Below are 22,425 nucleotides of genomic sequence, written 5' to 3'. Positions count from 1 at the left end.
CGCCGCCCTGCGCGTATCTCACCCAACCAGAACTACCGGACCTGGCGCTCAACTGTCAGGCCGATAGCCCGACATCACTCAATCAAGTTCAGTAGTATTGGTCGAGGTCCGCTGGCCGAACGAAGCGGACGCCGTCGGCTTCCTCGTTAATCGTGGGCACTCCGCCGATGGGCTGGCCGATGTGGGTGTTCTCGTACCACTGGAAGATCTCGCCGTCGGTGTCCGCGACGATGTGGTTCGGGTCGGTGTAGACACCGAGGAAACCGGTGAGCTCCGCGATGATGCTGGTCTCCTCCAGACACTCCCGCACCGCACACTCGGCCGCGGTCTCGCCGATGTCCTGGGCTCCGCCGCGGAGGGCCCACTGGCCAGTGTCGCGGCGACGCTAGAGGAGGATGGCGCCCGTCTCGTCGGCGACGAGCAGGTTGCTGGCCGGGATGAGGGTGTTCATTTTCAGAGCAGAGGGGTCGTTGTAGTACTCAGTCCTGCCCGTGGTCGGCGGTCCCCTCCTGGTCGGGTGCACAATGCCTCGCGGCGTTCCGGACGGCGTCAAAGCTTTCAGCGTAGTTGTCGAACCCCCCTGTATCAGCAACGTCTTGAGGTGCAGGACGGGGTTGGCGCTGGCCGGTTGGCCACAGATGTGTGGGTTGACGAGCAGGTTGTCGTCGTAGCGGAACATGGACGTGTAGAGGGTGGTGTCGTGGAGTCGCACACAGCACTCGGGCTCACTCAGCAGGGCGGCAGAGCCTGCAAGATCGTGACGGGCCATGTCTTGTAATCACGCTGATTCCTGTCCGCCCTGGTCAGAGGCTTTTTGATCTTGCAAGCGTGACGACACGTCCATCGGGTACATCCCCGTCCGCTCACATATCACTCACGTAAAAGTCGAGCTCGAACCGCTTCTGCATCGTTTTGATACGGCACCGCCTCGTCGCGGGCTCGCGGAGGTTCTCCTGAGCAGACGCCAACGACCCACCCTCTCGGATGCTTTGCCCAGCACCATGATGGGGCGCCCTTTCCGCTACCGGGGGATGATCAGGTCGGTCAGTTGGCCAGGAGTGGGCACCTTTCCTCTGTTCAGAACGATCGCGACCCCAATAACCAGCACCGGCAACAGGGCGGCGAGAGCGGAATCAGGAAGGCCGGCCAGCGAGGCGCCCGCCAGGAGGGCAACCACTGATACCCCGACGGCGGCGAACCGCAGGCCCTCGCGCGGGGCAACACGGTCCTCGCCGAGTTGAGTTTCGTCCAAGAGCCGACCCACGTGGCCCTCGGCGTAACGCTCGGCGATCGTCAGCAGCATGACCATTAGGTCTTCCAGCGCCTTCTCAGGCTCAGCGTCCTGGCGAGCCTCAGCCTCGCGTAGAGCTGCGACCACTCGTTCAGAGTGCACCTTGACGACCCGCTCATGGTGGCGTCGAGCCTTGCCCTTGCGTGACCGGAATGCCTGCCAGACGATTCGCTCCGCAGTTCGCATCGACACCCTGTCCACCGTGCTACCCGGCGGAGAAGTGTGGTGCTGGCGATACGCCTCGGCGCACTGCAACGCGGATGTCACAAGTGCCACCACTGGCCAACACTCCAGGTATGCAGCAGGCCCTCCAATGACACCGCCGCCTCGGCGGCGCCTCCGGTCCTGCTCTTCGCGCTCCAGACGCTGCCGCGTTGGATCCTTGGCATGCCTCGCCGCCACAACCACCCGACGTGTCACCAGGGCAACAACCAGGACGGCGAGGACCATCACAGGTGCGCGAACCGTATGGAGCACATCACTGAATCCGCCCCATTGGCGCACCTGCTCGGGAATACCGCGTGCCCATCCGGTCAACGCCCCCACCGGATCAATCGCATCCGGATCCCTTTCCAGGTCTCCTGAAGGTGGCAAGGAGGGTTTACTCCATGCTCCAGGCTCGCCGGCCTCCCACACCAACAGCAGCACGAGGCCGAGCAGCGCTGCGAGGATGGGCAGGGCCACCTGGGTGGCGTAGAACCACCGAGCCACCCACCTGGGAACAAGAGCCCACCCCAGAGGAAGCCGGTTCACCACGCTCGTCGGCGTCAATTCCCGCAGCTGGTCGAGCAGCCTCCCGGAATTGCTGCGCGCCCACAGCAGGCGTCTACGTCTCACAGTTCGGACGGCGCTCCTGACCGGAGGGACAATCCGGTGGCCTACCAGTCGGCGCACCTCCCGGGTCATCTCCCACACGGCACCAACGAGCACCCAGCCGACGATCCCGACGGCTATCGTTAACAGTTCCACACAGGGCAGTTTGGAGCATCCCACCGACTGGTCGTGCTACATGAGACGTCATCACCACTCAAGGACTGCTATGCCCTGGAGATGGTCAAGGTCTCCCAGGCCGCTGCGACCCTGTCCGGGGCAAGGCGCGCGGCACCTGCCTGGCCTGCGCGGGCCATGGCGGTGCGACGGGTGGGGTCGGTCAGGAGGCCGATGGCGGCGGTGGCGAAGGCGTGCTGGGTGTCGGGGTGGGTGATGTCGCCGTCGATGAGGATGCCGGTGTGGTTGTGGTGGACGCGTTCGGTGAGGGCGTCGACGGGGCTGGTGATGACGGGGGTGCCGGCTGCGGCGGATTCGGCGGCGGAGAGGCAGAACATCTCGGGGAAGCGGCAGGGGTAGAGGGTGAGGGCGGCCTGCTGCTGGATCTCGATCAGTTCGGCGCGGGGGCGAGTGCCGAGGAGGCGGACGCCGTCGGGGAGAGGTCGGCCACCGAGGATCTGGTGCCAGCGGTCGTCGGACTCGGAGTTGGTAAAGCCCCAGAGCTGCCAGCCGCTGGTGACCCAGAGTTCGGCGTCGGGGACGGCGGCGCGGATGCGTGGCCAGAGGGTGAGGGCTGCGTCGAGGCCGCGGTTGGGCATGCTGGCGAAGAGGCAGATGGGAGCGCGGCCGGTGAGGGGCCGGGTGTAGCGCTCGGTCTCGACGGGGAGCGGAATCAGGTGGGTGCGGATGTTCACGGAGGCCGCCTCGACCCGCTGCTGCATGGCTTGGGAAGCGAGGACGACTTGGCCGCCACGGTCGCAGAAGGTGTCGGCGAAGGCGGCCGGGCCCCGAGCTCGGTCGTCGAGCATCCAGAAGAGGTGGTGTCCGGCCTTGGAGTCGGCGGGCCACAGGGCCTCGTCGAAGCGGACCGCGACGGCTGCGTCGGGGGCCGGGGCGGTGTCGAGTTCCCAGGTCATGCGCCAGGTCACGCCGTCGTACGTGCCGGGGCGGAAGCAGCAGTTGAAGACCGTGACATCGTGGCCTCGGGCGGCGAGGGTGCGGGTGAGGAGGACCAGGGAGGCTTCGCAGCCGCCGAGTCCGGGGTTGTCGTAGTCGGGCGGGTAGAAGCTGGTGCGCTTGGGGTAGTGGAACTGCCATCGCATCGGGGCTCCCTGGGTTCCTCGGGTGGGTGGGTCAGTTGCGCCAGGTCTCTTCACGGACCGCTGCCGGGTCGAGGCCGAGCCGGTAGGCGGCCTGGACGGCGGCTGCGGACTGGAGGAGTCCGTCGATACCCCAGTCGAGAAGCGCCGGAGCCTTGTTGAGCGGGGCGACCAGTCGGCCGTAGGTGCGGCCGGTGTCGGGGTCGGGCTCGCGCGGGAGGAAGTCGCTGATCCGGACGGCCAGGCGGAGCTGTGCGTACGGCGGCAGCCCGTCCTCGGTGACCTCCTGGTAGCCGAGGTAGACCGGCTCGCCGATGGTGATCTGGCTTTCCTCGCGGCACTCGCGGGCGAGGACGGCCGGGGCGTCCTCGCCGTGTTCCGGCTTGCCGCCGGGCAGGCCGTAGCGGCCGGCATCCTCGCGGAGCAGTACGCGGCCGGTGTCGTCGAAGCAGAAGCCGTACACCTGGCGGACGGGAATGTCGTCGGGCAGGGGGTCGGTGATCCAGTGGAAGGAGACCACGGGGTTTCTCCTGGTAGTGGGTCGAGTTGTCGGAAACGGCTTGCCCGGCGATGGAGTTCGGTGTGAAGTCCTGGGCATGCCTGTGGTGTTCTGCAAGCCTGACGCACTCGACGGTCCGCACAGCACGGTGCGCGGTCACCGCGCCGCCGGTTTCTACGCGGCCCTGGCGGCCCAGTGCGCCGGTGAGGGCTTGGAGGGCCTGGCCGAGCCGTGGCGTGCGAGCGCACGGCGGGCCGCCACCCAGATTGCTGAACGGGCCGAGACCGAGGAGGCGTTCAGGGGCACGGTGGTGGCTCCCGATGCTGCTGCCGAACGGCTCCTGCAGGCGGGGCGGTTGCTGTGGGACGGGCCGGAGCGGACCCGTGACGTCGTACGGCGGGCCGTTCGGCTGCTGGGGTTCGAGGTGGAAGCCGAGCGGCGGATCATGCTGGGCGAGGCCGGAGTCGAGACGGTGTACGGCGGAGCCACCACCACGGTGGAGTTCGAGCAGGTTCGCGCCGATCTCGTGGACTACCTGGCCTCCGATCCCGTGGAGGTGTGGCTGCTGTCCGGTCGGCAGGACCCGTGCGTGCTGCAGTGGTGGAAGACGTACGTCCGGCACATGCTCCTGGACCGCAAGCCCGGCGAGTACCTGCTGCGGAACCTGGTCCACGTGTGCGACGGGCCGGACGCCATGTACCTGGCCGGTCTGTTGCGCGGCTGAGCTCACCGGCCGGCCTCCCAGCACGAGGCCGCGTGCAGGGCGATCTTCGCGGCGAGCTCGCCGGGGTCCGCGTCCGTGCTGTCCAGGCGCAGCAGGTGCGGTACCTGCGCGGACATGAGGCGGTCGAGGATGTCGTGCCAGGCAGCGAAGGCCGTGAGGTCCGGTCCGAGGAACCGACGGCGCTCGACCTTGGTGGTGCGGCCGGCGGCGACATCGGTCCGGTGCCGGGCCAGGCGGGTGTTGAAGTCGGTGTGGAGCAGGGTGGCGCCCGCGTACCGGAGGTGGGCAGCGCGGGTGTGACGGTAGCTGCGGGCCATCCACCGGTCGTTCTCGACCGCGGCGCGGGCCCAGGCACGAAAGTGGGTGCTGACTTTCAGAGCCCGGACCGGCCCGGGGCGGAACAGGAGCCCGTCGAGCGCGGGCTCAGCCACGTACAGCCCGCGGCGGAGCAGATCGGTCGGGGTGCCCCTGGGGACGGCGGCGGTGATATTGGCGAGCCGGGCGTCGAGGCGGCCGATGCTGCCTCCGAGAAGGGGGCCGATCACGATCCGCGTGTCCAGCCCCCGCTCACGCAGGTGCTTCTGGACCAAGGCGGCGATCGTCTTCTTACCGGAGCAGTCCAGCCCCTCCAGCGCGTACGGTCGCATCCAGGTCTCCTCCCTTCAGCTCCAGGGGGATGGGCGCGCCTTTGGCCAGCGAAGCCTTGATGAGCGCGTCGGCGGCAACGTGGGCCTCGGTCGTGCAGGCGGCCAGCTCGACGAGGTGGAGCGGGTAGCGGTGGTCGTCGCCGAGCGGCAGGTCGGCGTAGTGCCAGGAGTCCTCGTCGTCCGGGCAGCAGGGAATGTCCGGCGCCTCCGGAGCGGCGAGCAGGGTGCTCAGGATGTCGAAGGCGCCGTACGTGTTGCCGAAGTGACGTACGGGGGCGCCGGCCAGATGCAGGGCGACTTCGGCGAGCGCGGTCAGGCGGGAGCCGGGGACGAGTCGGCCGGCGTCGAGGAGGTTGATCAGTTCGGCCTCGCCAAGCGGGACGGTCCCGCCTGTGGGGCGGACGTCGCTGGTCGTTGGCAGGGGTGACAGGTCGAAGCGACCATCCGCGGCGTGGAGGCGAACGCGCAGCGGCACGCCCTCGGGGCTGGTGGCCACAGCCAGCAGTGGCCACATCGGCCGGTGCTCCTGCTCGGCCCAGCGCACGAGGGCAGTGAGCAGCCCGCCAGGTACGTGGCCGAGCGCCCGGGCCAGCGTGTGCCGTGCGTCGGAGCGGGTGATGCTGGTGAGGGTCAGGCGAGGCAGGGACGGGGTGAGCCTGCGGTGGAGGGCGTCGGTGGCCTGCCACAGTGCCTCGCCGATCGTGAGGCCGTTACTCCTTTCCGCGCACCGTGCGGCGAAGTCCTCTCGTAGGCCGACGAGTACCCGACGCTCCTCCTCTGTCGGCTCCGGGTGCCGCAGAGCCGTCTCGTAGACGGTGGTGATGTGCCGTACGGCGTCGGGCTCGGAGGCCGGGAGCCACCACGGGGCGAAGACGCTGTCCCCGCCCAGCTCCACGACGTGGAGGCGCCCGTACCGGACGCGTGGGAGGCGGATGGTGGTGCCGCCGCGATGGCGCGGGAACTCGTTGAGAAGTCCGTCGCTGCGGCCGAGGACCGCGAGGTGGCGGTGGTGGTGGACGGGCATGCGGGCGGACGGGTTGACGGTGGGGTGCCAGGCGTCCGTGACGTCGAAGGTCATCAGCGCGCCCCGACCTGATTCGGCACCTGCCAGGGCAGCGCGGCGCGTCCGCCCAGGTGGTGGGCGTAGCGGTTGAGGTTGGCGGCGAGTTCGGCGTCCCGGCGGGCGGCGCTGCCCGAGCGGGGCGGGTGCTCGCGGTGGAACACCCCGGTGGACAGCACTGGTACGACGTACGAGCCTCGGGCGATGGCCTTGGCGGCGAAGCACACGTCCTCCGGTCCCCAGCCGGTGAAGTCGGGCGGGAAACCGATGGAGCGGGCGGTCGCGGCGGGCAGGGCCAGGTTGTTGCCCTTGACCATGAAGGGCAGGTCCACCGGGCCGAGGTGTCGGCCGTTGCCGAAGTCCCGGAAGCCGCGCGTCTGCCGGATCGGGTGGACGGTGACCGGCTCAGGGACGGGGGCCAGGCCGAGGCGCCCCGGCTTGTAGTGCGCGGAGACGCGGGAGTCCCGGCTGCCGTCCGGTGCCCGAGCCGGGACGGGCAGGTGAGCGGGGATGTGGTCGCGCAGTGAGACGGTGATCAGGTTCGGGGCGAGCAGGTGGCGGGCGACGTGCTCGGTCAGGTAGTCGGGTGCGAGGTGGGTGTCCGCGTCGCAGAAGAGGATCAGGCCATGGCGGCTGCGGGCCATGCCGTGGTTGCGGGCGCCGCCGCAGTGGAGCTGGGTGTCGGAGCGGACCAGGCGGATCTGGCGGGGCAGCCCGGGCGGGAGGCCGAGGGGCGGGTCGCTGGCGTCGTCGATGACGAGTGCTTCCCACGGGGTGCCGGCCGGAAGCCGGGCAGCGGCATCGGCGAGCGCGTGCAGGACACCAGGCAGGACGTCCTGCACTCCACGGGCCGGGACGACCACGCTGATGCCCGCCCACCAGGGCAGCGGCGGGACATGGACCGCGTCCATGGGACCGAATCCGACGGCACGGGCGGCCAGGTCCAGTGTCCAGTAGTCGTTGCTGCGGGCCGCGAGCGCTTCTCGGATCCGGGGCCCTTGGTTACCGATGGGCTTGGTGTCGGGCCAGCCGAGCCACCCGGTCACCAACCAGGGGTGTGGAACGTCGGCCTCGGCCAGGATCGCCAGGACGCGTCGACGACCACGCTCGGCCAGGAGCAGGCGGACGGGCCCTGCAGTCTGCTTCGTGTCCGCGAGGACGGCCAGCGCGTGCCGGGCCGGCGCGTGCCGCCAGGTGTCACCCCGGCCGATCCAGCTCGGCCGTCCTGGCGCGGCAAGGCGGACCGTGGCCGACGGCAACGGGACCTCGACCAGTACTTCGAGCGGAGCGTGGCCGCATCGCGCCCACAGCGGGGCAACCTCGTCGGGTCCGCTCATCAGGCGGAAGTCCTGCTGCGCGGTCACGACGCGAACTCCGCGCCGACCAGATCCGTCGCTTCGGGCAGTCCCGGCAGGTCGTGACCCATGCGGTCCCGCTTGGTCCGCAGGTACTCCAGGCTGTGGATGTTGGCGTCCACCAGCAGCGGCAGCCGCTCGGCCACGTCGACGCCGAGTGCGGTGAGGGCCTCGACCTTGTCCGGATTGTTGGACAGCAGCCGTACCGACCGCACACCGAGATCCGCCAGGATCCGGGCGGCGACCCGGTAATCGCGGGCATCCGCCGGCAGCCCCATCGAGGCGTTGGCATCGACCGTGTCGAACCCGGCGTCCTGGAGCGCGTACGCCCGTAGCTTCGCCAGCAGCCCGATCCCCCGGCCCTCGTGTCCGCGCAGGTAGAGGATCACCCCGGCGCCCTCGGCGGCCACCGCGGCCATGGCCGCGTCCAGCTGCGGCCCGCAGTCGCACCGCAGCGAGCCGAGTGCCTCGCCGGTCAGACACTCCGAGTGCACCCGTACGAGCACCTGCTCGGCGTGCCGGATCCGGCCGAGGGTGAGCGCCAGGTGCTCCCCGCCCTCCAGCACATTGCGGTATCCCCAGGCGGTGAACACGCCATGAGCGGTGGGGATACGGGCCTGGGCGGCGCACCCGAGAGTGCCGGAAAGGTCGGTCGTCCGCGCCTCGCACGCCTCGTGGGAATCCGAGGTCTCCCGCCGGGCCTGCTCGCGTAAAGCCATGAGGATCAGCCCCATCGTGTTCTGACCGTGCCCGGCGCACATGCCCCAGAACTCGTCGCCCCAGTCGTTGCCCTCCACCAGCTCGGCCGTGCCCGTCGCAAGGAGTCGCTCGCGCAGCTCCGGGTCCTGGAACTTCTGCTCGACCAACGAGCGCATCACGGCCACCTTCGCCTCCTCCCAGTCGGGGCGGTCGGCGTGGCGCCGACCCAGGCGCTTGGCCTCGTCCGGGTCGGGCTGGGTGGCAATCCGCGTACGGACGGAACGGTCGAGGGTCTTGGCGGCCTGGTAGGCGTGCTCGACCGTGGGGTACTCGGCCCCGTCGAGCCGAACCGTGGCGGCCGAGTAGTTCGACAGGAACTCCCACGAGCCGGTGAACCGGTCGATGACGCGGGGAGACGGGGTGGGCATAGCCGGTGCCGGAGTCATGGCACCCTCCTCGGAGTTGGATGACAGGGAAAGGTCGAACGCGGCCCAGCAGCGCTTGCCGGACGCCGCTGGCTCGGTTCCGCAGCGGTCGGCGTACTCGGCAACCAGCAGCAGTCCGCGCCCGGACTCGGCCTCCGGCCCGGTGGTGGTCGCCCGGGGAAGGGCCGGATCCGTGTCGTGAACGGCGACGACCAGCTCCGTGCCGTCCAGCCGGACGTCCAGGGTGATCGGACCGGCCCCGGCATGTAGCACCGCGTTCGCGATCAACTCGCCTGCCACCAGCTCGATCCCGCCCAACCGCTCCTCACCGAGCCGTATGTCCCACGCGCTGACGGCGGCCACGAGGCGGTGGCGCGTTTCACGGACGGCGTGCGTGGTACCGACGACAGGGAACGAGAGCTGGTGGTGCGCTGCCATGAGCGGGCCTCCTAAGCTGCCAAGGCGTGCGAGACCACGGCGGCGAAGCCTCCGAAGCGGAGAAGACGAACCGCCGGGCGAAGACGCAGTGTTCTCCGTTCCCCGTGCCTGAACGAGACCCTTGGCGATGTCTGACGCAGCCCTTTCGTGCCCAACCGATGTCTAATCGCCGCACGGCAGCGATTTCCGGTGAACTTGGCTTCATCGGCCACTGATTGATGTCTAGCGTGGGTGGCGAAGCGGGCGCCGACATTAGGGAGACGCCGTGCACGCAACAGAAAAGACGCTCTTCCAGACCCTGATCAACCAGCGCGGCTGGCAGGACCACCAGGTCTTCAAGAGGCGCTACGAACAGGCGGCCCGGCAGTTGGCCGAGCTGGAGGGTCCGCCCTCGATCGCGACCGCGACGATCGAGAAGCGGCAATTCTTCCGGTACGCGCACGGCGAGGTCCGCACTCCGCAGACCGTCGCGCGCCGGGTCCTGGAGTTCATGTTCCCCGGCATCCCGGCCACCCGCCTCCTCGGCCCCGCACCGTCCGGGCCACAGCCCGAGACCCCACGGTCCGCGGCGAGCCGGGGCAGTTCAATGGAATCGTCCGAGTACGGCCTTGAGGACGTGGTCACCGTGGCGGCCAACGAGTCGGCACGGTTCGCGGCCCAGGCAGAAAGCAGCAACGTGGGACCGCACACGCTGGAACAGATGGAAGCCGACATCCGCCGCATCGTCGACTCGTACCCCAACCGGCCCGTGGAACCTTTGTTTCACGAGGTGCGGGCCCTGCGCGACCGCGCCTTCGAACTCCTCGAAGGCCGCCAGCCGCCGAAGTACACCCGCGACCTGTACGTCGGCGCGGGCGTCCTGTGCGGCGTGCTGGCCAACGCCAGCTTCGACCTGGGCCGTTACGACGCGGCCGAGACCCAGGCCCGCACGGCCTTCCTCTTCGGTGAACTGGCCGGTTACAACGGTCTGTGCGCCTGGGTACGCGGGCTCCAGGCACTCATCTCGTACTGGGACGGCCGTCCGGCCGACGCCATACGCCTTGCCGAGTCCGGCACCGGCTTCACCCCCGAATCCGGAACGGCTCACATTCGGCTAGAGAGCATCAAAGCCCGCGCTTACGGCCAGCTGGGCAGGGCGGACGACGCTCTCGGCGCCCTCTCCGCCGCCGACCGGCTGCGCGAGCGGCTCACCGATGCCGACGAGCTGCACGGCGGCATGATGGCCTTTCCCCTGGAGAAGCAGCTCTTCTACGCCAGCAGCACCCACCTCTGGCTCGCTGGCCCCCGGCACCTCAGCGACGCCGAGGCCCGCGCCGACGAGTCCGTGGAGATGTTCGAGGCCGCACCGCCCGAGCGCCGACGGCTCGGTGAGATGTCCCTGGCCCGTATGGACCTCGCCATGGCCCGCCTCGGCCGCGGCGACCTCGACGGTGCCGCCGACCAGATCCAGGAGGTCCTCGCCATCAGCGCCCGGCGCCGCACGGAGAGCGTCGACCGCCGCGTCGGCCACTTCAGCCGTCAGCTCGCCCTGCACCCGGGAGCCGGATCCCCTGTCGCGGTCGGTATGCGGGAGTCGATCATTGCTCACCAGGAACGCACCATTGCCGAGCTCCCGCCAGGAGGCAGCCCGTGACCACTGTGACCCTCTTGCACCCCGGATCCATGGGCGCCGCCGTAGCTGCCCAGGCTGTCACCGCCGGCCACGAGGTGCTGTGGGTACCCGAGGGCCGCAGCGAAGCCACCCACAGCCGTGCGAAGAAGGCCGGAGCCACGGTCTGCGGCTCTCTCCCGGAGGCACTGTCCCGGAGTGCGGTCGTCCTCTCCATCTGCCCGCCCCAGGCGGCGGAGGACGTGGCGGCGACCGTGGCCGCGCACAACTTCTGCGGGGTGTACGTCGACGCCAACGCCATCAGTCCCCAGCGCATGCAGCGCATCGCCGAGAAGATTCACCCGGGCTCCGCAGTCGTCGACGGCGCGATCTTCGGTCCCCCGCCGGGCGACGGGCGCGCGGCCCGCCTCTACCTCGCCGGGGACAGCCCCGCCGTCGACCAGGTGGAACCGCTGTTCGCCGGCACTGCCCTGCACGTTCGCCGGACGGGCAACGCCACCGGCGCAGCCTCCGCCCTGAAGATGGCCTTCGCCAGCTACCAGAAGGCCGCCCGCACCCTCGCCGGCGTCGCCCACGCCCTGGCCGACGCCCACGGTGTCGGCGACCAGCTCACAGCCGAGGCCGAGGTCATGGTCTCCGCGATCCTGTCGGACCCCGAGTACCTACCGAGCGTGGCTGCTCGTGCCTGGCGCTGGGCACCGGAGATGAGCGAGATCGCGGACACCCTCAGCGCTGCCGACTTGCCGACTGATCTGGCTGACGCAACGGCCAAGGTGATGGCCTACTGGGAACGGGACAAGGACCAGTACGACCTACCGGTGGAGGAGATACTGGCCCACCTGCGAAACCAGGGCCTCTGATCAGCGAACTGCAGCCCGCCGAAGTCCGTGCACTGCTGCCAGGTTGTCCTCGCAGCCCCGGACATCTCAACGCATCTAATTGCGATCTCACTCGTTCACACAGCATGAGGATTTGCATCGTTGTGCTCAGGAGTCAGTGATGTCGTGGGAGGCTGCCACTGCCCGGGCTGTAGCAGCACCAGCCGTAACCGTGGCGAAAGACTGGCAGCAGGCGCGGAAGCAGCGCCATCTGATCTCCGCGACATGTCCCGAGCCGTACCCGCACACAACTTGTGCTGATGGGCCACACGCGACGTTGCACGCATCAGAGGTGTGGAACCACTCGACGGCCCCCGTTTTCGATGTCCAGGTACTCCTGTACGGGCGGACATCGGACGGTCCCCGCCAAGAGATCGCGCATCTGCATCGCAGCAAGCCGCTTGGACCGATGGGACAGGAGTGGCGAATCCCCTGGGGCGACCGGTGGAGGGGCTGGGACTTGCCGGAGCTCCTGCCGGAGCAGGATGGTGCATACGTCTTCGAGCTGATTGTTCGCTGGGCCGAAGATCCTTGTGGTCCTCTGTGGGAAGTCAAGGCGGGTGCACGCCGGGTAGCTCGCGCGCCGGGTCATGAGGCTTGGAGACGGACGGGCCGACGAATGCGGTTCTGGCGTCGAGAACTGGGTCGGTAGTCGCATCGGGTCTGGCTGGGCAGCACACGGCGACACCGAACCTTGAGTGCGTGCCAATGAACCTTGCCGGGCGCGAGTTCATGCCAACGCAGGTTCAGCACGCATACCAAGATCCCCTGTGGTGGCGTCCGGCAGGACCCAGCTCCCACAGCATGCGGACCCCGGCGCCTTCACGAACAGCGATCACCTGCGGTGCCGGTGGTTCTGATCGTTGGAAGCGGTGACGGCCTCCGGCTGTGCGGTGTACGACAGACGGCTCGGCGCCTGTGCCCTGGCCATGGTCGTGCGGAGGCGGGCTGCTTCAGCGCGCGGGTTGGGTGCGGGGTTGCGGCTGGTGTGCTGGATGCGGGTGATCAAGACGCGGGCGGGCTGCCGGGCGCTCGTGAGTTCGCGCTGAGCGGCGGCTTCCTTGAGGAGCTGGTGGGGCTTGTGACCGCCGGCTTCAGCATCGGCAAGAACGGTGGCGAGGGCCGGCCATGCGGGGTCGGCGAGGATGCGGTCGGCATGGTCGGGGACGGCGGCCCGGACGTCATGGGCCAGGGTTCGGCGGGCCTGGTCGCTCGACTGACGAGCGGCAAGGCTGTCGATGACCGGGACGAGGGCGTGGTCGGCGGCTGTCTGGAGGTGGCGCAGGGCCTGGCGGGCAGCTTCGGCCTGGTGGGCGTGATTCTGTGCCTCGTGCCAGCGGGCGGCGACGATCGTGGCCCAGACGAGGGCGGCGAGGAAGGCGGCGAAGGCGCTGCCGTCGGGGCCAGCGGCGGTATGGGCAATGTCACGGGCCGCGCGGCGCAGGGTGTGGGCGGCCTGGTTCTCGGCGCGGATCTGGGAGCGCTGGGCGCGGGTGAATGCCCTTGAGGCCGCTCGCAGTTCAGACCGAAGCTGGATGGGGGTTTTCTGGGCGGTGGCTTCGATGAGTTCGCCCAGCGCGGTGATGTGGGCCTGGGCGTGGGTGTCGTCGGCCATGCTGGCGTGGAGGGTGTCGACGGCGTCGGTGGCGTGGTGCCAGGGGGTGGTGCGGCGATCGCGGCGGGCGGTGGGGTGCTCCTCCGGCGCGGTGGTGTCGAGGCGGGCTTTGAGCTTGGGGAGGGTGAGGTCGGGGGCAATCTTTCCGCCGGGGTGGAAGATCTGTTCGCCGTCCTTGTTGAGGTCTCCAGGGCGTCCGGCGGCGTAGCCGAGGAGGTCTCCGGACGGTCCGCGGCGGGGTTTGATCGGGATGCCGTCGGCTTCTAGGTAGGCGAGGAGTTCTTCCGCGTTGCTGGCGTGGGGGATGGCGGCGCGGATGCGGTCCTGGAGCCAGTCGCGGCTGGTCTGGTCCCAGCCGAGGCGTTCGGCCTTGTGCATCTCTGCCTGCGTGGGGCGCTTTCCGGCGGTGCGGTCGCCCTTCTTCAGTTGGCGCAGGCCGTAGTCGGTCTCGATCTGGCGGCAGGCGTCGCCGACGCGGATACCGCTGACGTGGAGTTTGGGGCGGCGCCCGTCCTCGCGAACGGTTGTGGCGAGGATGTGGATGTGGTCATCCGCGTGGCGTACGGCAATCCACCGGCAGCCGAGGTCGTCGCCGGGAGGGGCGATGCCTGCGGCCTCGACGATGCGCTGGGCGATGTCGGCCCACTCGGCATCGGAAAGGTGCCTGTCCTCGGGGGCTGCGCGGACTGGGCAGTGCCAGACGTGATCGGTGATCTTCTTCCCGAACTCGCTGTTCCGGAGATGCACCGGCTCGTCCAGGTGGTGGGCGAGCTGGGTGAGCGTGGCGTCCGGGTTCCGTCCGGGGTCGGGCATACCGAGCATCGCGAAGCCCGCGACGATGCGCGGGTCCAGGTGCTCGTCGTGGCGGCCGGGTCCGTAGAGGTAGGCGAGCAGGCCACGGGTGTTGGCTCCGGCCGGTTTGATGGAGGCTATCACGCGGCCTGCTCCTTCCCGGATTCGGTCGGTTCGCGCAGGGCCTCGGCGATCAGGTTCAGCAGGTGGTGCAGCTCGTCGAGACGGTCACGTACGTCGGGCGGGGTGAGATCGCTGTTCAGGGCGCGGGCGATCTGGTTGACGTTGACACCGATCCGGTTGAGTTCACGCAGTACCTGGGCGCGGAACATGTGGGTGCGGCGGCGGTCTTCGGACAGCGGCAGGTTGGCGGTGAACCGGCCGGTGATGAAGGCGACGACGACATCGGCGGCGAAGCCGCCCTCGCCCTTGTAGCCGTGCTCGGCGGTGGCCTCCTCAAGCCGAGCGAGCTGACCGGTGGTGAAGCGCAGAGGGCCGATACGCTCCGTGCGCTTGTCTCCGGTGAATCGGCGGATGGTCGGCTGGACGGTGTGCACAGGAGGTTCGGTGGCACGGACGGGGCGCAGAATCTCGTGCTGTACGGCGTGGAGCGTGTCCGGGTCGGGGCAACCCTCGGCTCCGGCCTCCTCGCCCGGCGCCCCCTGGCGCTGGGCCGTCTCCGCCACCCCCGGGGCGGAGATCCCCGAAGACCGGCCTTGAGTCGGACTCGGGGTACTACTGGCTCCGCCAAGGGCAGCCTGTCCGAACGCCTGCCGCAAACGCCCCATCAGCGTAGGGGACTTCGCCTGAGGCGGCGGCTCGTCGGGAGTGTGGTCGGGGCGGTACGGGGCGTGCGTCACGGGCGGTTCTCCAGAAGGGGGCGAGGCAGGCGTGTCGGCGGCAAGGGCTGGCTGAGTGCTGGTGGTCAGCGCGCCATCCACGGGTGTGGACAAGCGGGCGGTGAGTGGGGCGTCGGCCGGGGTGACCGGAAGGGGTTCCGGTCACCCCGCAGGGATTCCGGTCAGCCGCTGTCCGGACCGATCTCGGCGGTGGCTTCAATTTCGGGCCGGAGGATCTCCATCACCTCGGTCTGCCGCTCACTGCCGATCGTCAAGTCCCTGTCCTTGACAGCCTTCCGGAGAAGAGACCGGCTGAGTGTGCCGTGCTCAGCGAGGGCAATCCGGCCGATCTCCACGAGCTCTGCGAGCGTGGCCTTTGGCGGACGGCCACCGCGCGGCGTGCTCTCCGAAACCTCGGGCGGTGGTTCCGTCGGCTGGACGGATCCGGCGGCCGGAGGCTCAGTGGGCTGGACGGGCGCGGGGTCCGAGTGGTCGGCGGGTTGCTCGACCAGCTGGTGGATCTGCCGCATCAGGACGCCGAAGGCCAGCAGTGCGGCCGTCGGGGGAACCGCCCGGACCACGTAGTCGAGCAGGGGCACGGTGCCGGCATTGCCCGTGCCGCTGACCCCGGCCACGTTGAGCGCGATGGAGCCGACTGATCCGGTGGCTGTGAGGGCGATGGCCCACCAGTCGGTGACCCGGCGCAGGCCCGCGCGGAGCATGAGCAGTTCGCCCGCGACGATGAACGCGTCCAGGGTCGCGGGCCAGGCCCACTGGCGGACCGGGGAGTTCTTGAGGCCGTGCTGTCCGGCGACCTCGGCGAGGTGTGCATACGACAGCCAGAACCCGCTGGCGGTGAGCGCCACGATGACGATTCCAGCCGCGATGAGCGCGTACCGCTCGGCAGCTTGATTGGTCGTCATCGGCCGTCCTTCGCCAGGGCGATGGTCCCGGTGGGTGGGTGTGGAGAGGGTGGTCAAGCGGGGTTCTCCTGGGGTGGTGGCGTGGTCCGTCTTTGCCGTCTTGGCCGTTGCAAGCGCAGGTCAGAGCCGGTACGGCAGGGGGGCGGTGTTCCGTCCCGACGGCGCCGGCGCGTCCTGAGGAACGCACGGGCGGCGGGTGCTGCGGTCCGGTGGCCGTGGACGGATCGGTTCCGTCTTGCCGTCCCGGCCGCATGTGCTGTGACCTGCGGTGATACGGCCGGGACGCCCGGGACGGCACAAGAGGAATGCGTGCAACGTCCCGGTGGGCATCACGGCGGTCATGATCGTGTTGCCGTCTTGGCCCCGGCTGCCGTCCTGCCCGTATGCCGTTTGACCTGCGGGGTTACGGCAGGGCCGGCAAGGACGGCAACCGGGGGCAGGGTCTCAGCCCTCGCTGCGGGCAGGCTCGGCGTCGACCGGGTGGACGGTCGGGCAGTAGCGGCGCCATGCATCGAGGAACTTGTTGCGCGTGTAGCCCTTGCGCTGGGTTCCATCGGCGAGGCGGACGTTGCCGGACTTGATTCCGAAGCCGCCCAGCATCCCGGCCAGATCACGCGGGCTCAGCCCGCTGCGCCCCCACTCCGCCCAGGGACTTTCCGGATCCTGGCGCAGGTGATGGAGGAGCTCGTCCGTGCAGAGGCTGTCGACCTCGCGCTGGGCGACGAAAACCCGGCGGATGTCGGCCAGGATCCGCGCTGAGCTGGGATGGTCCTCCTCGGCCTGCGCCTCGTCGGTGACCATCTGCGCGCACGCTGTACGGGCGAGGCGAGGCCAGGGTCCGGCGGTGAGGTCGGCGACGATCACCAAGGGCTCCCATGTGTCGGCGGCGCGGTCCTCCACCGGCATCGCCGGTTCCATGTCGGCGGCCTCGTCGAGCAGCGGGCGGGCCCATGCGGCGATGCGGTCGCGCAGGTCGTGGAGGGCTGGGGTGTCGCGGCGGGAGCGGAAGGGCTTGACGCTCTCGCCCTCGGCCCGGCGGCGCATGCGGATGACCACGGACCGGTCCATGATCGTGTCGGGGAGGTCGCCGATTCCCGCGAGCGCGGCCATGGCGAAGGTGGCGAACCGGTGGGGCGTGTGGTCGTTGCCGACGACGCGGGTGACGTAGCGGTTGCGCTGGTGGCCGGCGTTGAGCAGGCCGCGCATCTCCTCGTTCTTCTCCGCCTGCTTCGGCGTGCCGAAGATGGTGTCGGCCTCGTCCACCAGCAGGGTGGGCGGTTCGTCCGTGATGGATCGAAAGACCGCAGCCGGGGTGGTGTTGATGGTGAGCATCGGCTCGTGGACCGTCTCGGTGAGCACGTCCAGCAGCCGCGACTTGCCGCACCGCTTCGCTGGCCCGACCACCGCCAGGCGCGGGGCGTGCTGCCACGCGGGCTGCAGATGCGTCGCCGCGACCCACAGCGTGACCGCGTCCAGCGCCTGCTGGGAGGGCAGGATCACGAACTGGGCTATCTGGGCACGCAGTTCGTTCAGCAGCTCGGAGCCGTACGTCGGCTCCGGGTCCGGCACCGCCTCCTCGGCGGGCTGATCCACCGGAACCGTATCCGGCGCCCGCTCATCGGCCGCCGGGGCGGCTTCGGGCGCGTGGCCGGGCCGGCCGGGCACCGCGACCGTCGGCCATGCTGCTTTGCCGGGTGCGGAATAGGGCTCGGGTGTCGTAGGTTGCACAGGGCAGCTCCTTATCCGGTGACATCGGGCATGCAGGCCCGACTCACGCAGGTCGTTCGTTGGAATGCGGGCAGTGGAGTGTGCGGAGCCTCCGGCGTTGGCGCGCCGGGGGCTTTCTCGCTTCCTTGGCCGGGGCGAGGGAACACGGACAGTACGTCTACGTCCGGCCACAGTCCAGCGTTTCTGTGTCAGCTCAGCGCAGAAGCGTCTGCTATGGGCACACGCGGTCATGCGGCCAGGCCGAGCAGGTTCAACAGGTCGGCGGTCACGACGCGGTACGCCTTGCCCAGGCGCAGGACCTTGCACGGGTACTGGCCGCGCTTGGCCAGCTCATAGCCCTTGCTCCGGCCCAGCCCCAGCGCCCGGTTGCCCGTGTCCAGGTCAACGGCGGCGGGCAAGGCCAGCAGCTCTTCTCGCGTCATGCCCTTGGGCTGCTCGGCGGTCTCTTTGTTGCGCATGCAGTGCTCCGTCCACAAGTGAGCCCTCGGCGAACGCGGCATCACGTCCGGCTCCAGGCGATCACTAACCATCATCGGGAAGGTAATGTGTCTGCATGACACAAAGCGGTTTTGATCCTGGAGATGACGAGGACGACGTCCCCGAGTGGGCGGACCAGGTGATGGCCACGGTGGCCGCCGAGGTCCGCAGGCGAAGGAAGGAGCTACGCATGAGCGCCCAGGACCTGGCAGACCGCTGCGAGGAGATCGGCCACCCGATCCCGCGCAACGTGATCGCCAACATGGAGTCCGGCCGCCGCGCCAACCTGCCCCTGGTCGATGTACTCGTCCTCGCCGAAGCCCTGCACACCTACCCGATCTGCCTGCTCTACCCCGTCGGCTACGTCGACCGAGTCCAACGCCTTCCCCTGCAGCACTCCGACCCGACGTGGGATGCAATGCGCTGGTTCACCGGCGACAGCGAGGACTTCGGCATGGAAGACGACATGCTCCGCTCCTTCCGCGCCCACGTCAGCCACCAGCGCGCCGCTCTGGCCGCTCTGAAGGGTGAGAAGCACGAGCGCTGGAAAGCCGAGACGGCGCCCAACCAGGCCGAATGCGAGGAAGCCGTACTCGCCCAAGCCGACTACGCCGAAAGGGTGTTGGAAGCCAAGTACCGACTCCGTAGCGCCCGCGCCTTCATCCGCGAAGACGGCGGCACGCCACCGGACCTGCCACCAGAACTCGCCGACATCGACCCGAACGTCGGCAACACCACCGAGGAGAATGATCTTTGAAGGGTTCCACCCACCGCCGCTGCTACTGCCGCGACCCTCACACCGGTAAGCCGCTCGGCAAGAAATGCCCGAAGCTCTCCAGCCGCAAGCACGGCTCGTACTCCATACGCCAGGAGCTCCCGCCCCGCGATGACGGCACCCGCCGCTCCTTCAGCCGCGCCGGCTACGACTCCCTCAAGGCCGCCCAGGCCGGCCTCGACCACGTCCGTGCGCTCCTCGGCCTCGTCGACACCGACGACCCGGAGGGCATGGCGTTGATCGCCGCCATGCTGGAGGAGGTCGGCGACGAGAAGTCGCCACTGCCAGATGTCGAGGAGACCCGACGGCGCCTGAAGTCCGGTCAGGACCTGATCGGCCGCCTGACCGTCAGCGAGTGGCTCGACCGATGGCTCGACGGCAAGCGCATCCGCAAGTCGGGGCTCAACCGCTACGAGACCGATATCCGCTTCCACTTGAAGCCCGGGATCGGCCACCACCGCCTCGACCGCCTGCGCGTGAGCCACCTCAGCGACATGTTCACCGCCATCGCCGACGCCAACGCCGAGATCTTGGAGCAAAACGCCCAGCGCCGGGCCGCACTGGAGGAGTTGGCCACCGTGCCGTGGAAGGGCACGGACAACCGCGCCCGCCGCAAGGTGATGAAGACGGCGATCGACGCCATGCCCCCGTTCCGGCGCGTGACCGGCCCAGCCACCCGGCTGCGCATCAAGGCCACCCTGCGGGCCGCGCTGAACGACGCGATCGGCCAGCAGATCCTCACCTTCAACCCGGCCGCGCACGTCGAACTCGACCCCGTGCGCAAGCCAAAGGCTCTGGTGTGGACGGACGCGCGGGTCGCCAAGTGGGAACAGACGGGCGAGAAGCCCTCGCCCGTGATGGTCTGGACGCCCGAACAGACCGGCGCATTCCTCGACTTCGTCGCGGACGACCGGCTGTACGCGATGTGGCACCTGATCGCCTTCCGCGGCCTGCGGCGGGGCGAGGCATGCGGGCAGCCCTGGTCGGAGACCGACCTCGATGACCACTCCCTGACCGTCTCCGCCCAGCTCGTCCAGGACGGGTGGGAGGTCGAGACCTCCGAGCCCAAGACGGACAGCGGCTTCCGCGTGGTCGCGCTCGACGACGACACCGTCAGCGTCCTGAAGCGACACCGCGAACAGCAGGACGCGGACCGCGAGGAGTGGGGATCAGCCTGGGTCAAAACAGGCATGGTCTTCACCCAGGAAGACGGCTCCTGGCTCCATCCGGGCAAGGTGACCGACCTCTTCGAGCGCCTCGTCGCCGCCTCCGGGCTTCCGCCGATCCGGCTGCACGACCTCCGGCACGGGGCGGCCACGCTCATGCTCGCCGCCGGCATCGACGTGAAGATCGTGTCGGACACGCTCGGGCACAGCGACACCCGCATTACGCGGGATATTTACCAGAGCGTCCTGCCGCAGGTCGGCAAGAACGCTGCCGAGGCCACCGCGAAGCTGGTTCCGCTTCAGCGGAAGACCGAGGTGGAGGAGGCCCGTAAGGCCGCCAAGAAGGCCAAGAGGAAGGGCAAGCGCAAGAAGCCCAAGAGGTAGGGCGTCGGGCCGCTCCGCTCACGCATCGCTCACGCAGGCAACGTCACGGCAACCCGGCCGTATGACCCGCCACGCCCCGGGCAACAGAAAACCCCAGGTCACGGGCTATGTGACCTGGGGTTTGACTGAGCCGCCTTCGGGATTCGAACCCGAGACCTACGCATTACGAGTGCGTTGCTCTGGCCAACTGAGCTAAGGCGGCACGCCCGTCGCACTATGGTGCGATCAGCGGCGTCGCCAAGTCTACACAGTTTCCGGGGGTGCTCCGTACCACCCTGGATCCGAGCCGTCTCCGCAGGTCAGCGGCCCAAAGGCGGCGAAGGAGGCGGAACGGAGGGGACAAGTAGTCAGGAGCAGCGCTTGCCGTCGGCCGGCGGGGTGCCGTCCAGGAGGTAGGTGTTGATCGCCGTGTCGATGCAGTCGCTGCCGCGGCCGTACGCGGTGTGGCCGTCGCCCCGGTAGGTGAGAAGCGTGCCGGAGGAGAGCTGGTCGGCGAGCGACTCGGCCCACTTGTACGGGGTGGCCGGGTCACGCGTGGTGCCGACCACCACGATCGGGGCCGTACCCCCGGCCTCGATGCGGTGAGGGGTGCCCGTGGGGCTGACCGGCCAGTAGGCGCAGTTCAGGGCGGCCCACGCGAAGGCCCGGCCGAAGACCGGCGACGCCTTCTCGAAGTCGGGGAGCGCACGGGTGACGGCTCGGGCGTCGGCGAAGGCGGGCGGCTGGTCCAGGCAGTTCACGGCGGCGTTGGCGAACATCAGGTTCGCGTACGTGCCGTTCGGCTCGCGCTCGTAGTAGCTGTCCGACAGGGCGAGCAGACCGGAGCCGTCGCCCTTCGCGGCGCCCACGAGCGCGTCGCGGAGCTGGGGCCAGGACGATTCGTCGTACATGGCGGCGATCACCCCGGTGGTGGCGAGGGACTCGGTGAGCTCGCGGGTGTCGCCCGTGGGGATCGGCTTGGCGTCGAGGGCGGCGAAGAGCCCCCTCAGGCGGGTGGCCGCGTCGGCGGTGGAGGTCGTGCCGAGCGGGCAGTCCGTCCTCTTCACGCAGTCGGCGGCGAAGGACTGGAATGCGGTCTCGAAACCCGCCGTCTGGTCACGGTTCACGTCGAGGGCGGAGAGCGAGGGGTCCATCGCGCCGTCCAGGACCATCCGGCCGACCCGGGCCGGGAAGAGTTCGGCGTACGCGGCACCGAGGTAGGTGCCGTACGACGCCCCGACATAGTGCAGCTTCTCGTCGCCCAGCAGCGCCCGCAGCATGTCCATGTCGCGGGCGGTCTCGGCGGTGGAGACATGCGGGAGCACCTGAGCCGAGTGCTGCTCGCAGCCGCCCGCGAAACTCTGGTACGCGGCGCTCAGCCGGTCGACCTCGGCCTCGTCGTCGGGCGTCTGGTCGACCTGGGTGTACGAGTCCATCTGCGGGCCGCTGAGGCACTCGACGGGCTCGCTGCGGGCGACCCCGCGCGGGTCGACGGCCACCATGTCGTAGCGGGCCCGGACCGGGGCGGGGTAGCCGAGGGCCGCGAAATTCTGGAGGTAGCCGACGGCCGAGCCTCCCGGGCCGCCGGGATTCACCAGGAGCGAGCCGATCCGCTCCCCGGGGCCGGTGGCCCTGGCGCGGGAGACGGCCAGATCGATGTCGCCGCCGTCCGGCTGCGCGTAGTCCAGGGGCGCCTTCATCGTCGCGCACTGGAAGCCCTCGACCCCGCAGTCCCGCCACGTCAGCTGCTGCTCGTAGTACGGCTGGAGGGCGGCGGGGACGGCAGGTGCGGACGGGGACGGGTTCGCCGATCCGTCGCCACTGCAACCGGAGACGAGGAGGCCGGCAATGCCGAGCGCGAGGGCGAAAAAGCGGAGCGGGCGCCTGGTGTCCATCCCCGGAGCGTAGTCGCCGGACGACCCCTCGCCCGCTTTACCGCCCATACGGGTGAAAAATCAGTGACGAAACGTGACGAACGGTGACGTGGGCGATGGCGCGGTGCGCTACCTGTGGTCATGGCAGGGGCGGTGCTGGG

General features: G+C 69.5%; 18 protein-coding genes, 1 tRNA gene and 1 pseudogene. 5 read left to right on the top strand and 15 right to left on the bottom strand.

Annotated features, from left to right (window positions below):
* Window positions 1–94: 94 nt before the first annotated feature.
* The 4 genes and pseudogenes from ACFYY6_RS32825 to ACFYY6_RS32810 form a co-directional block, all read right to left on the bottom strand.
* Window positions 95–451, bottom strand: a pseudogene (locus ACFYY6_RS32825) (NUDIX domain-containing protein); the annotation flags it as partial.
* 570 nt (window positions 452–1,021) lie between these two features.
* On the bottom strand, window positions 1,022–1,975 hold the full coding sequence (locus ACFYY6_RS32820) for a hypothetical protein (protein WP_389197018.1): 954 nt from the start codon (window positions 1,973–1,975) through the stop codon (window positions 1,022–1,024).
* A 353-nt stretch (window positions 1,976–2,328) separates the two neighbouring features.
* Window positions 2,329–3,381 (bottom strand): glycosyltransferase family 4 protein, encoded by a 1,053-nt coding sequence (locus ACFYY6_RS32815; protein ID WP_389197016.1) that lies wholly within the window; start codon window positions 3,379–3,381, stop codon window positions 2,329–2,331.
* 31 nt (window positions 3,382–3,412) lie between these two features.
* On the bottom strand, window positions 3,413–3,898 hold the full coding sequence (locus ACFYY6_RS32810; protein ID WP_389197014.1) for an NUDIX hydrolase: 486 nt from the start codon (window positions 3,896–3,898) through the stop codon (window positions 3,413–3,415).
* Between the two features lie 76 nt (window positions 3,899–3,974).
* Here ACFYY6_RS32810 and ACFYY6_RS32805 point away from each other — a divergent pair, with 76 nt between their 5' ends.
* The gene (locus tag ACFYY6_RS32805) at window positions 3,975–4,601 is read left to right on the top strand and encodes a hypothetical protein (RefSeq protein ID WP_389197012.1); all 627 of its coding nucleotides are present in this window, start codon (window positions 3,975–3,977) and stop codon (window positions 4,599–4,601) included.
* A gap of 2 nt (window positions 4,602–4,603) precedes the next feature.
* Here the strand turns inward: ACFYY6_RS32805 and ACFYY6_RS32800 are convergent, their stop codons facing one another.
* Genes ACFYY6_RS32800 through ribA form a run of 4 tightly spaced genes read right to left on the bottom strand, consistent with a single transcriptional unit; the run spans window position 4,604 to window position 9,225 of the window.
* Complete coding sequence (locus tag ACFYY6_RS32800) at window positions 4,604–5,248, bottom strand: hypothetical protein (protein ID WP_389197010.1); 645 nt, start codon at window positions 5,246–5,248, stop codon at window positions 4,604–4,606.
* Window positions 5,208–6,326 (bottom strand): hypothetical protein, encoded by a 1,119-nt coding sequence (locus ACFYY6_RS32795; RefSeq protein ID WP_389197008.1) that lies wholly within the window; start codon window positions 6,324–6,326, stop codon window positions 5,208–5,210. The genes ACFYY6_RS32800 and ACFYY6_RS32795 overlap by 41 nt, the downstream gene beginning before the upstream one ends.
* Entirely contained in the window at window positions 6,326–7,672 is a 1,347-nt protein-coding gene (locus ACFYY6_RS32790) for a glycosyltransferase (RefSeq protein ID WP_389197006.1), read from the bottom strand. Before ACFYY6_RS32790 ends, ACFYY6_RS32795 begins: the two co-directional genes overlap by 1 nt.
* Entirely contained in the window at window positions 7,669–9,225 is a 1,557-nt protein-coding gene (ribA, locus tag ACFYY6_RS32785) for a GTP cyclohydrolase II (protein WP_389197004.1), read from the bottom strand. The genes ACFYY6_RS32790 and ribA overlap by 4 nt, the downstream gene beginning before the upstream one ends.
* Window positions 9,226–9,490: 265 nt before the next feature.
* Between ribA and ACFYY6_RS32780 the strand changes: the two genes are divergently transcribed.
* Both ACFYY6_RS32780 and ACFYY6_RS32775 read left to right on the top strand, forming a co-directional pair.
* Window positions 9,491–10,858 (top strand): hypothetical protein, encoded by a 1,368-nt coding sequence (locus ACFYY6_RS32780; protein ID WP_389197002.1) that lies wholly within the window; start codon window positions 9,491–9,493, stop codon window positions 10,856–10,858.
* Complete coding sequence (locus ACFYY6_RS32775) at window positions 10,855–11,694, top strand: DUF1932 domain-containing protein (RefSeq protein ID WP_389197000.1); 840 nt, start codon at window positions 10,855–10,857, stop codon at window positions 11,692–11,694. Before ACFYY6_RS32780 ends, ACFYY6_RS32775 begins: the two co-directional genes overlap by 4 nt.
* Window positions 11,695–12,547: 853 nt before the next feature.
* Here ACFYY6_RS32775 and ACFYY6_RS32770 read toward each other — a convergent pair.
* The 5 genes from ACFYY6_RS32770 to ACFYY6_RS32750 form a co-directional block, all read right to left on the bottom strand.
* Window positions 12,548–14,263, bottom strand: coding sequence for a relaxase/mobilization nuclease domain-containing protein (locus ACFYY6_RS32770; RefSeq protein WP_389196998.1), 1,716 nt, complete (start codon window positions 14,261–14,263; stop codon window positions 12,548–12,550).
* Complete coding sequence (locus ACFYY6_RS32765; protein WP_389196996.1) at window positions 14,260–14,805, bottom strand: MobC family plasmid mobilization relaxosome protein; 546 nt, start codon at window positions 14,803–14,805, stop codon at window positions 14,260–14,262. The genes ACFYY6_RS32770 and ACFYY6_RS32765 overlap by 4 nt, the downstream gene beginning before the upstream one ends.
* Window positions 14,806–15,140: 335 nt before the next feature.
* Entirely contained in the window at window positions 15,141–15,881 is a 741-nt protein-coding gene (locus ACFYY6_RS32760; RefSeq protein ID WP_389196994.1) for a DUF2637 domain-containing protein, read from the bottom strand.
* Between the two features lie 444 nt (window positions 15,882–16,325).
* A complete protein-coding gene (locus ACFYY6_RS32755; protein ID WP_389196992.1) occupies window positions 16,326–17,609 on the bottom strand; it encodes a DUF3631 domain-containing protein in 1,284 nt (427 codons plus the stop codon).
* A gap of 227 nt (window positions 17,610–17,836) precedes the next feature.
* The gene (locus ACFYY6_RS32750) at window positions 17,837–18,067 is read right to left on the bottom strand and encodes a hypothetical protein (protein ID WP_358871143.1); all 231 of its coding nucleotides are present in this window, start codon (window positions 18,065–18,067) and stop codon (window positions 17,837–17,839) included.
* Window positions 18,068–18,162: 95 nt separating this feature from the next.
* Between ACFYY6_RS32750 and ACFYY6_RS32745 the strand changes: the two genes are divergently transcribed.
* Window positions 18,163–18,843 carry a helix-turn-helix domain-containing protein gene (locus ACFYY6_RS32745; protein WP_389196990.1) on the top strand — a complete coding sequence of 227 codons (681 nt, stop codon included), beginning with the start codon at window positions 18,163–18,165 and terminating at the stop codon, window positions 18,841–18,843.
* On the top strand, window positions 18,840–20,411 hold the full coding sequence (locus ACFYY6_RS32740; RefSeq protein WP_389196988.1) for a tyrosine-type recombinase/integrase: 1,572 nt from the start codon (window positions 18,840–18,842) through the stop codon (window positions 20,409–20,411). Before ACFYY6_RS32745 ends, ACFYY6_RS32740 begins: the two co-directional genes overlap by 4 nt.
* Window positions 20,412–20,539: 128 nt before the next feature.
* Here ACFYY6_RS32740 and ACFYY6_RS32735 read toward each other — a convergent pair.
* Both ACFYY6_RS32735 and ACFYY6_RS32730 read right to left on the bottom strand, forming a co-directional pair.
* A tRNA-Thr gene (locus ACFYY6_RS32735) sits at window positions 20,540–20,613 on the bottom strand.
* Between the two features lie 145 nt (window positions 20,614–20,758).
* Complete coding sequence (locus tag ACFYY6_RS32730) at window positions 20,759–22,285, bottom strand: alpha/beta hydrolase (protein ID WP_351630255.1); 1,527 nt, start codon at window positions 22,283–22,285, stop codon at window positions 20,759–20,761.
* Window positions 22,286–22,425 lie beyond the last annotated feature (140 nt).

Origin of the sequence: Streptomyces sp. NPDC001750 (assembly GCF_042892615.1) — a bacterium.
Taxonomy (GTDB): Bacteria; Actinomycetota; Actinomycetes; order Streptomycetales; family Streptomycetaceae; genus Streptomyces.
This window is presented reverse-complemented; position numbering and strand designations above follow the sequence as displayed.

Excerpts from the sequence above, each read along its gene's own strand:
- ACFYY6_RS32730 (WP_351630255.1), bottom strand. The coding sequence starts at position 22,285 with ATGGACACCAGGCGCCCGCTCCGCTTTTTCGCCCTCGCGCTCGGCATT.
- ACFYY6_RS32750 (WP_358871143.1), bottom strand. The coding sequence starts at position 18,067 with ATGCGCAACAAAGAGACCGCCGAGCAGCCCAAGGGCATGACGCGAGAA.
- ACFYY6_RS32760 (WP_389196994.1), bottom strand. The coding sequence starts at position 15,881 with ATGACGACCAATCAAGCTGCCGAGCGGTACGCGCTCATCGCGGCTGGA.
- ACFYY6_RS32795 (WP_389197008.1), bottom strand. The coding sequence starts at position 6,326 with ATGACCTTCGACGTCACGGACGCCTGGCACCCCACCGTCAACCCGTCC.
- ACFYY6_RS32815 (WP_389197016.1), bottom strand. The coding sequence starts at position 3,381 with ATGCGATGGCAGTTCCACTACCCCAAGCGCACCAGCTTCTACCCGCCC.
- ACFYY6_RS32745 (WP_389196990.1), top strand. The coding sequence starts at position 18,163 with ATGACACAAAGCGGTTTTGATCCTGGAGATGACGAGGACGACGTCCCC.
- ribA (WP_389197004.1), bottom strand. The coding sequence starts at position 9,225 with ATGGCAGCGCACCACCAGCTCTCGTTCCCTGTCGTCGGTACCACGCAC.
- ACFYY6_RS32800 (WP_389197010.1), bottom strand. The coding sequence starts at position 5,248 with ATGCGACCGTACGCGCTGGAGGGGCTGGACTGCTCCGGTAAGAAGACG.
- ACFYY6_RS32805 (WP_389197012.1), top strand. The coding sequence starts at position 3,975 with ATGCCTGTGGTGTTCTGCAAGCCTGACGCACTCGACGGTCCGCACAGC.